General features: G+C 74.2%; 8 protein-coding genes and 1 pseudogene. All 9 read right to left on the reverse strand.

All coding sequences use genetic code 11. The annotated features are described in order from the left end of the window. A pseudogene (locus PYV61_RS14920) lies at nucleotides 1-364 on the reverse strand (hypothetical protein); the annotation flags it as partial. Between the two features lie 40 nt (nucleotides 365-404). Further along, nucleotides 405-1,382 (reverse strand): hypothetical protein, encoded by a 978-nt coding sequence (locus tag PYV61_RS14925; RefSeq protein WP_275832917.1) that lies wholly within the window; start codon nucleotides 1,380-1,382, stop codon nucleotides 405-407. Continuing rightward, a complete protein-coding gene (gene flhA / locus PYV61_RS14930) occupies nucleotides 1,372-3,462 on the reverse strand; it encodes a flagellar biosynthesis protein FlhA (protein ID WP_275832919.1) in 2,091 nt (696 codons plus the stop codon). The genes PYV61_RS14925 and flhA overlap by 11 nt, the downstream gene beginning before the upstream one ends. After that, complete coding sequence (locus PYV61_RS14935; protein ID WP_275832921.1) at nucleotides 3,459-4,550, reverse strand: flagellar type III secretion system protein FlhB; 1,092 nt, start codon at nucleotides 4,548-4,550, stop codon at nucleotides 3,459-3,461. Before PYV61_RS14935 ends, flhA begins: the two co-directional genes overlap by 4 nt. Nucleotides 4,551-4,670: 120 nt before the next feature. After that, a complete protein-coding gene (gene fliR, locus PYV61_RS14940) occupies nucleotides 4,671-5,453 on the reverse strand; it encodes a flagellar biosynthetic protein FliR (RefSeq protein ID WP_275832923.1) in 783 nt (260 codons plus the stop codon). Further along, nucleotides 5,454-5,723 carry a flagellar biosynthesis protein FliQ gene (fliQ, locus tag PYV61_RS14945; protein WP_275832926.1) on the reverse strand — a complete coding sequence of 90 codons (270 nt, stop codon included), beginning with the start codon at nucleotides 5,721-5,723 and terminating at the stop codon, nucleotides 5,454-5,456. A 129-nt stretch (nucleotides 5,724-5,852) separates the two neighbouring features. Further along, on the reverse strand, nucleotides 5,853-7,076 hold the full coding sequence (locus PYV61_RS14950) for a S41 family peptidase (RefSeq protein ID WP_275832927.1): 1,224 nt from the start codon (nucleotides 7,074-7,076) through the stop codon (nucleotides 5,853-5,855). Further along, nucleotides 7,076-8,362, reverse strand: a complete 1,287-nt coding sequence (locus PYV61_RS14955; protein ID WP_275832929.1) for a S41 family peptidase — start codon at nucleotides 8,360-8,362, stop codon at nucleotides 7,076-7,078. The genes PYV61_RS14950 and PYV61_RS14955 overlap by 1 nt, the downstream gene beginning before the upstream one ends. Nucleotides 8,363-8,412: 50 nt before the next feature. Next, the coding region (gene fliP, locus PYV61_RS14960; protein WP_345785241.1) for a flagellar type III secretion system pore protein FliP at nucleotides 8,413-9,233 on the reverse strand (821 nt) is incomplete at its 5' end.

Below are 9,233 nucleotides of genomic sequence, written 5' to 3' on the forward strand. Positions count from 1 at the left end.
GCGCGGCGTCGCCGCCCGCGCACGACAGCAGCGACAGCGTCGCGCTCACCGGCGCGGGGAGCGCCTCGGGGGCCACGCCGGCGCGCACCGCGTCGAGCGCGTCCGCCGGCGTCACGCCGAGCAGGAAGCGCTGCGGCCCCACGTGCTCGTCGAGGTCGACCAGCAGCGCGCGCCGCCCGGCGGCGGCCTCGCTCAGCGCCAGCAGCGCCGCCGCGACCGACGTCCCGCTCCCCCCGCGCCCGCTCCCGACGACGAGCACCGTCGTCGCCGCGCCGCCGCGCGCGCTCCCGCGCTCCGCGCCGGGGCGCGGGGCGGGGCGCGACGCCACGAAGGCGCGCAGGGAGTCGAGCTGGGGGGCGGTCACGGAGCGGACGCGGGGATCGGGGCGATTCGTGATGTTGCCGTCACGCCGTGGCGCGCGTGCCACTGGCGCCGGCGCGACGTCGCACGTCTTCGGCAGGACGATCCAGCGTGAGCGGCATCACGGCCGAGCCCGCAAGCGGGGCGCCGAAGGTGCCGAAGCTCTCGAGGGCCGCGAGCAGCCGCGGCGCGCCGCGCGCGAGGTCGCCGGGGATGTCCTGCCCATCGGCCACCCAGCGCACCGGCAGGTCGAGCTGCGCCGCGAGCGCCGACACGCCGTCGTCGCCGGGCACCTCGTCGAGCTTCGTGAGCAGCGCGTGCGTGACGCCGCACGTCGCGCCGCCGAGCAGCGCCTCCAGGCGGTCGCGCAGCCCCTCGGCGAGGTCGACGCGCATCGTCGCCGGCACCACGAGGTGCACCTCGTCGGGCGCCAGCTCGGCGAGCAGCAGCCGCCGCGGGTCGTCGTCGTCGGTCGCGCGCGGGCCGCGCCCCGGCGTGTCGACCACCACCACGTCGCAGTGCGCCAGCCGCGCCAGCGCGCCGCGCACGTCGGCGGCGTCGTACGCCACCTCCAGCGGCAGCCGCGCCACCTCGGCGTACGTCTCCAGCTGCGCCACCGCGCCCGCGCGGTAGGTGTCGAGCGTGATCATGCCGACCCGCTGCGCGCCGAACGCGTGGGCGCTCAGGGCGAGCTTGATGGAGGTCGTCGTCTTGCCGGCGCCGGTGGGGCCCACGAGCGCCACGACGAGTGGGCGAGCGTCGAGCGCCGAGCGTCGAGCGTCGAGTGGAGCGCCCTCGACGCTCGACGCTCGGCGCTCGGGCGGCGCCGCGGTGATGCGCCGCGCGTAGCGCTGCACGTCGCCCGCCGACGCGGCCAGCACCTCGGTGACGGTCTCGCCGCCGTGGCGCGAGACGCGCGTGCCGAGGATGACCGCGTCGTCGCCGAGCGCGACGCGCGCCTGCACGCCGACGCTCGTGATGTCCGGCCCGCGGAACAGCCGCCGCGTCACGTCACGCCGCATGGCGCATCCCTCCGTCCATCTCCCAGGTCCCCGCGCTCTGCAGCGTCACCTGCGCCGGCAGCTCGGCCAGCGACACGACCGGCAGCGCCGGCAGCACGGGCTCGATGAGCCGCCGCACGCCCACGCGCAGCGACGGCGGGACGATCAGCGGCAGCGGGCGGCCGTCGAGCGACTGCCCCATCGCCAGGTCGTTCAGGTCGCGCAGCAGCGCCGCCAGCCCGTCGGGCGTCAAGAGCCCCATCGACGCCTGGTTCGCCCCGCCGCGCGGCGAGAACAGCCCGGTGAGCGCCTGCTCCAGCCTCGGCCCCATCGTGATCCCGCGGACCGCGCCCGTCGGGTCGGCGAACAGCCGCGCGATGACGTTGGCGAGCGAGCGGCGCGCGAACTCGGTGAGGTGCTCCGGGTCCTTCGTCGCGTCGGCCGCGTCGCCCAGCGCCTCGAGGATCGTGACCAGGTCGCGGATCGGCACGCGCTCCTTGAGCAGCCGCTGGAGCACCCGATGGAGGGTGCCCAGCGAGAGCTTGTTGGGCACCACCTCTTCCACGAGCGCCGGGTGCGTCTTCTTGAGCGTCTCGACCATCTCCTGCACGTCCTGCCGGCCGAGTAGCTCGGCGGCGTTGGCCTTGAGGATCTCGATCAGGTGCGTCGCCGTGACCGTCGTCGGCTCGACCACCACGTAGCCGTACGCCTCCGCCTCCTGGCGGCGCGTGCCGGCGATCCACTTGGCCGGCATCCCGAACGACGGGTCCACCGTGTCCATCCCGTCGATCTCCTGCACCACGCCGCCGGTGTCGAGCGCCATCAGGAAGCGCGGCATCACCTCGGCGCGCGCCACCTCGCTGCCGCGTAGCTTGATGACGTACTCGTTGCTCGGCAGCCGCACGTCGTCGCGGATGCGGATGGGCGGGATCAGGATCCCGAGCTCCAGCGCGCTCTGCTTGCGGAGCAGCGAGATGCGCTCCAGCAGGTCGCCCCCCTGCTTCTCGTCGACCAGCGGGATCAGCGCGTAGCCGATCTCGAGCTCGATCGGGTCGATCTGCAGCAGGTCCTTCATCGGGTCGGGGGCCGCGGGCGCCTCCTCGACCGGCGCCAGCTCGGCGCGCGTCTCGGCCTCGGCCTGCGCGGTGACCGCCTTCTCCGCCGCGCGCCCGAGCGCCGCCGTGCCGCCGGCGAGCGCGAGGAACGGCAGGGCGGGGAGCCCCGGGATCAGCGCGAACACGCCCAGCACGCCGGCCGACATGTAGAGCGCCTTCGGGTGCGCGCCGAGCTGCGCGCCGACCACCGCGCCGACGCGCTGGTTGCCGCCGGCGGCGGTGACCATGATGCCGGCCGCCGTGCTCGTGATGAGCGCCGGCACCTGCGACACCAGCCCGTCGCCGACCGTGAGGATCGTGTAGTCGGCCGCCGCCTTGGTGAACGGGAGGCCGCGCTGCACCACGCCGATGAAGATCCCGCCGACGATGTTGATGAAGGTGATCAGGATCGCCGCGATCGCGTCCCCCTTCACGAACTTCGACGAGCCGTCCATGGCGCCGAAGAAGTCGGCCGAGCGCGAGATCTCCTCGCGGCGGCGGCGCGCCTCCTTCTCGTCGATCAGCCCCGCGCCGAGGTCGGCGTCGATGGCCATCTGCTTGCCGGGCATCGCGTCGAGCGTGAAGCGCGCCGCCACCTCGGCGACGCGCCCGGCGCCCTTCGTGATCACGATGAAGTTGATCGCGATCAGGATCAGGAAGATCACGATGCCGACGGCGAAGTTGCCGCCGATCACGAAGTGCCCGAACGCCTCGATGACCTCGCCCGCCTCGCCCTTCGACAGGATGAGGCGGGTGCTGGACACGTTGAGCGCCAGCCGGAAGAGCGTGCTGATGAGCAGCAGCGACGGGAAGGAGCTGAACTGCAGCGGGTCGGTCGTGTTGAGCGACACCAGCAGCACGACCAGCGACAGCCCGATCGAGAGGGCGAAGCAGAGGTCGAGCAGCACCGGCGGCAGCGGCACGACGAGCAGGCCGACGACGAGCATGACCGCCACGGCCATCCCCGTCTCCGCCATCTTCCCGCCCGGCTTCGTCGCGTCGCTCATGCGGCGGCGGCGCCCCCGACGCCCGCGCCGGCGCGCTGGCGCTGGCGGATCACGTAGGCGAGCACCTCGGCGACCGCGAGGTAGAGCTCCGCGGGGATCGTCGTCCCCACCTTGACGCTGGCCACGAGCGCGCGGGCGAGCGGGATGTTCTCGACCACCGGCACCTGGCTGTCGAAGGCGAGCTGCTTGATGCGCTCCGCCACCTTGCGGCGCCCGACGGCGACCACGTACGGGGCGGGGGCGACGGACGGGTCGTACTTGAGCGCGACGGCGATGTGCACCGGGTTCACCACCACCACGTCGGCGGTGGGCACGTCCCGGAACATCTGCTGGCGGGCGCGCTGCCGGCCGAGCGCGCGCATGCGCTGCTTGACCATCGGGTCGCCCTCCTGGTTCTTCATCTCCTGCTTGACCTCCTCCTTGGTCATGCGGAGCTGCTTCTCGTGCTGGAAGACCTGCCAGCCGTAGTCGGCGGCGGCCAGCGCGAGGTACGCGAAGCCGGCCTTGGTCAGCATCCCGAGCCCGTACTTCCGCGCCACCTCGAGCATCGCCCGCGGCGGCTGCGCGCCGAGCACGGTGATCTCGGGCCACGCGGTGCGCAGCACGCTCCACACGGCCCAGCCGACGATCGCGAGCTTGAGCAGCGACTTCACCAGCTCGACCGCCGTCTGCGTGCCGACGATCTTCTTGATCCCCTTCGACGGGTCGATGCGCTCGAACTTGGGCGCCAGCGGCTTGAGCGTGAACGTGCCGCGCCCCTGCACCGCGGAGATCGCGAGCGCCGCCGCCGTCATCGCGCCGAGGAACGCGGCCAGCGCGGCCAGCGTCTTCCACCCCAGCCCGCGCAGCAGCGCCACCGCCGCCTCGCCGGTGAGCCCGGTCGCCGACGCGAAGCCGAGCCCCGACCCCATGACGTCGCGCATCGCGCGCGCGAGCCCCGGCCCGGCCGCGCCGAGCGCCAGCGACGACGCCAGCAGCAGCACCGCGGCGTTGAGGTCCTGGCTCTTCGGGATCTGCCCGTCCGCCGCGGCGTCCTGGCGGCGGCGTTCGGTGGGCTCCTCGGTCTTCTCCTGGTCCGAGTCAGCCACGCGCGGCCTCGGCGGAGCGTCGAGCGTGGAGCGTCGAGCGTCGAGCGGCCGCCGCGTGCGCGCGGAGCGTCGACGTCCGGAGGGACGCCCTCGACGCTCGACGCTCCACGCTCGCCGCTCTCACTTGACCATCCCCCCGAACACCGTCTCCAGGCTCCCCGCGTAGTGCCCCGTGAACCCCGCCATCCACGTGGCGGCGAAGCCGAGGGCGGCGACGAAGGCGGCGAGGCCGACGGCGATCTGGATGGGGAAGGCGACCGACAGGACGTTCAGCGACGGCGCGGCGCGCGTGAGCACGGCCAGCGCGACGTTGGCGATCATCGTCGCCGCCAGCACCGGCGCGGCGAAGCGGAGCCCGAGGACGAACAGCTGCGCCCCGCCGGCGACCAGCGCCGCGAGGCCGGCGCGCACGTCCACGCCGCTGCCGACGGGGATCGCGCGCAGGCTCTCGGCGAGCGCGTCGAGCATCACGAGGTGGCCGTCGGCGGCCAGCAGCACCGTCACCGCGAACATCTGGCAGAGCTGCGCCAGCACGTTCGACGACGACCCGTTGAGCGGGTCGAACAGCGCCGCGCCCGACAGGCCGACGGTGGTGGTCATCAGGTCGCCCGCCACCTCGACCGCGCCCACCAGCAGGGCGGCGCCGAGGCCGAGCGCGATCCCGACCAGCGTCTCGGTGACGAAGGTGACCGGGGTGACCGCCACCAGCGCCGGGTCGCCCGCGCGCTCGGCCGCCGCGTAGGCCGCGGGCGCCAGCAGCACCGACAGGACGACGAGCAGCCCGGTGCGCACCGCCACCGGGATCGTCTTGGCCGAGAAGAGGGGGGCGACCATCAGCAGCCCCCCCGTCCGGAGGGCCACCAGGACCGCGACCGGCGCGGCGCCGGGAGCGAAGAGGTCCACTCAGCCTGCCATCGACGGCAGCGACCGGAACAGCTCGGTCGTGTACTTGATCAGCAGCTGCAGCGTCCACGGGAGCGCGATCAGGAACGTCGCCGCCACCCCGACCAGCTTCGGGACGAACGACAGCGTCTGCTCCTGGATCTGCGTGACCGCCTGCACGACGCTGATGATCAGCCCCAGCCCGAGCGCCACGACGAGCATGGGCGCCGCGATGAGCAGGGCGAGCAGGATCGCGTTGCGCGCGAGGTCGACGACGAGCTGGTGACTCATGCCTCGGCGAGAGGCAGGCCCGGTGCCAGCGGTCGAGTTCGGTCAAACCGTTGTAGTGCAAGGGCTTACGAGCGACGAACGGCGCCCCGCGGAGGGCGCCGTTCGTGCCTGCCGGCAGTTCTTGCCGCCCTAGCGACGGCCGGATGTGCCGGGCGCGGGGAGCGCACGGTCGCCGCCGAACACCGGGCTCGGCGCGCCCGGCGGCGCGGCCAGCCGCGCCCAGCCGGCACGACCCGGGGCGGGGAGCGGGCTCCGGTCGGCCGTCGCCGGACGGTCGGCGGCGGTCGCCGCGCACTCCGGACGGGCCAGCAGCCACGCCTGCGCCGCCTGCACCGTCGCGTCCTCGGCGCCCGGCGTGACCGAGCCGGCGGGGGCCGCGATCCGCTCGTCGGGGGCCAGCGAGTCGCCGTAGACGCGCCGGTTGCCGTCGAACATCACGGCGGCGGTGATGTTCAGGAACGCGCTGTCGGGACGGAGGTAGGTCCCCGACGGGACGGTCGTGACCCCGTACGTGTAGTTGCCGAACGCGCGCATCGCCGGCTTCCCCGGCCCGCGGAAGGCGAGGATGATCAGCTCCCCCGCGCTCGCCGTCAGCGGCCCCTGGAGGATCGCCACCGGGGCGCCCGGGCGGCGCAGCCGGTAGCTGCTCCCCGCCCGCAGGTACTCGACCGAGTCGCGCGGCTGGTCCTGCACCACCCCGGCGCTCGCGCCGTTCGAGTAGAAGAACGCCCGCGCGCTGTCGGCGTCCACCAGCCCGCCGAAGCGCCCGTCGCCGATCAGCGGGTTGAGCCCGGCGATCATCGCCGCCCAGTAGCCCCCCGGGTTGTTGCGCAGGTCGAGGATCCACCCGCACGGGGCGCCCTGGTCGAGCTGCCGGACGAGCGTCAGGATCGAGTCGGCGCGCCCGACCGGGTTCCGCCCGGTGAAGGTCGGCACGTACAGGTACGCGAGCCGCGACCGCATGGGCTGGCCGCTGGCGAGGTACAGCGGGTTGTTCGTCGGCGCGTCCACCAGCCCGGGGGCGGACTCGGGGGGCCAGAAGCCGCTGTGCCGGTCGTTCAGCCGCCGGATGGCGGTGCGGATACCGGGGTAGGTCTGCCGCGGCGTCTGCGCGCCGGGGACGGAGTCGAGCGCGGCCGCCCGGACCTGCGTCCAGGTGACGCGGGACCGGTAGAGGAAGACCTCCTCCATGAAGTCGAGTGCCGACCGCAGGTAGCTCTGCGCGCCCGCCGACAGCCCGTTCGGGGTGGAGCCCCCGAGCGGGTCCGTCGGGGCGTCGTCGGCGCTGCACGCGGCCACGCCGGCGGCGGCCGCCAGCGCGACGGTCGCCCGAGCGAGGCCGCGGCGCGCCATCACTGCAGCCTCAGCCCGGCGTCGGGGAGGGCGTAGACCGCGTCGCGGCCCGGGAGGCGGCGGCCGGCCGGGGGCGCCGTCGGCTCCTGGTCGACGCGCGACGGCGCGACGCTCCGGCTGGCGGCGTCGGGGCGGGCGCCGGTGCACGCCGGCTGCGCCTCGAGCCACGCCACGGCGGCGTCCACCACCGCGTCGTTGGCCGCGAAGTCGGGGATCGCCGACGACGGGATCGACACGTCGGGCGCGATCGGGTTGTCGCCCGGCGTGAACCCGTTGCGGTCGAGCATGTACGAGTCGGTGACGTCGACGCGCGCGCTGTCGGGCATGAAGAACGGGCGGCGCCCGCTGGCCACGCCGTACGTCGGCCCGCCGAACGACCGCGTCGGCGGCCCGCCGCGGAAGGCGAGCGTGATCGACTCGCCGGCGCTGGCCGTGATGTTGGTGTACAGGTTCTGCGCGTTCACGGCGGTGTTGTGCAGCACCGCCACCGGGAGCCCCGGCCGGCGCGGGCGCCACGGGTTCTGCACCACGAGCTGCGCCGAGTCGGCGGCGTCGCGGATCACGAAGGCGTCGGTGCCGTTGGCGCGCTGCCGGTAGTGCCAGTTGATGACGTAGTTGCCGGCGTAGCGCTGCGCGCCCACGCGCCCGTCGCCGGCCGGGGCGTAGAGCGGCCCCACGCTGGCCATCAGGGCGAAGAAGAACCCGCCGTTGTTGCGGCGCAGGTCGACGATCCAGCCGCAGGGGCCGTTCGCGTCGAGCGCGCGCAGCGCCTGGTGCGTGCTGTCGATGCGCCCGCTCTGGCTGCGGCCGACGAAGCCGGGCACGTAGACGTAGCCGACGCGCGGCGTCGCCATGCGGCTCTGCACCCGCAGGTCGGGGCGGTCGACCGGGGCGTCGGTGCTCCCCGGCAGGTTCTGGGGCGTCGACACCGAGCTGTGCGGGTCGAGCTCCGTCAGCGCCCGCTGCAGCACCGGGTAGGTCTGCGCGAAGGTCGTCGCCGAGGCCGCCTGCTGCTCGTACTTGGACCGGAACGCCGACGAGCGGGCGACCGCCTCGTTGATCGAGAAGTACTGGATCGAGTCCATCGCGATCCCGAAGTACCGCGCGACCGTGAGCCCGCTCGTGGACGAGGGGCCGCTCGGCGTCACCGGCGTGCGCGTGTCGGTCGGCCCCGTCGGGGAGTCCGAGCAGGCGGCGAGGAGCGCCGCGGCCGGCAGGAGGGGCGCGGCGCGGCGGGGGCGGAGCGACACGGGCATCGGGGTCGGGATGGCGGTCGGGTCGGGCACGGCCCTCAACATACCGCCGGCCGCCACCCCCGGTTCCCCACCGGCCGGGGCTAGCGGAAGCTCTGCACCAGCGACTGGATCACCAGCTGCCACCCGTCCACCAGGACGAACAGCAGGAGCTTGAACGGCAGCGCGATCATCGCCGGCGGGAGCATGAACATGCCCATGCTCATGAGCACCGAGCTGACGACGACGTCGATCACGATGAACGGCAGGAAGAGCGCGAAGCCGAGCTGGAAGGCGGTACGCAGCTCGCTCGTCACGAAGGCCGACATCACGACCACCAGCGGCACCTCGTCCACGGTCTTCGGCGGGACGGCGGGGCGGCTCATCTCGACGAACGTCTGCAGGTCGCGCTCGCGCGTCTGGCGGAGCATGAACTCGCGCATCGGCCTCGCGCCGCGCTCGAGCATCTCGACCTGCTCGATGCGCCCCTCCATCCACGGCTGCAGCGCGACGCGGTGCACGTCGCTCATCGTCGGCGCCATCACGAAGCCGGTGAGCAGCAGCGCCAGCGCGCCGACCAGGTGGTTGGGCGGGGCGCTCTGCGTCCCCATCGCCTGCTTCAGGAAGTGCAGGACGACCAGGATGCGCGTGAAGCCGGTCATCATCAGCACCAGCGTCGGCAGGAGCGTCATCAGCCCCATCATGACGACGACGCCGACGGTGCCGCTCAGCCGCAGCCCGCCGGCCTTGTCGCCGACGCGCAGGTCCATCGTCGGCGCGAGGCGCGCGACCATGGTGTCGACGATCCCCGGCGCGGGGGCCGGTGCGGTGGTCGACGGCGCGCGCGTCGCGAAGCCGGCGGCCGGCGCGGCCGTGTTGCCGCGCGGGCGGCGCGTCGCGAGCGCGCGCTGCACCGCGCTCGGCG

Origin of the sequence: Roseisolibacter sp. H3M3-2 (assembly GCF_029211165.1) — a bacterium.
Classification (GTDB): domain Bacteria; phylum Gemmatimonadota; class Gemmatimonadetes; order Gemmatimonadales; family Gemmatimonadaceae; genus Roseisolibacter.

What these genes read in the sequence shown, in the direction of transcription:
- PYV61_RS14925 (WP_275832917.1), bottom strand. Translation starts at nt 1,382, where the DNA reads ATGCGGCGTGACGTGACGCGGCGGCTGTTCCGCGGGCCGGACATCACG.
- flhA (WP_275832919.1), bottom strand. Translation starts at nt 3,462, where the DNA reads ATGAGCGACGCGACGAAGCCGGGCGGGAAGATGGCGGAGACGGGGATG.
- fliQ (WP_275832926.1), bottom strand. Translation starts at nt 5,723, where the DNA reads ATGAGTCACCAGCTCGTCGTCGACCTCGCGCGCAACGCGATCCTGCTC.
- PYV61_RS14950 (WP_275832927.1), bottom strand. Translation starts at nt 7,076, where the DNA reads ATGGCGCGCCGCGGCCTCGCTCGGGCGACCGTCGCGCTGGCGGCCGCC.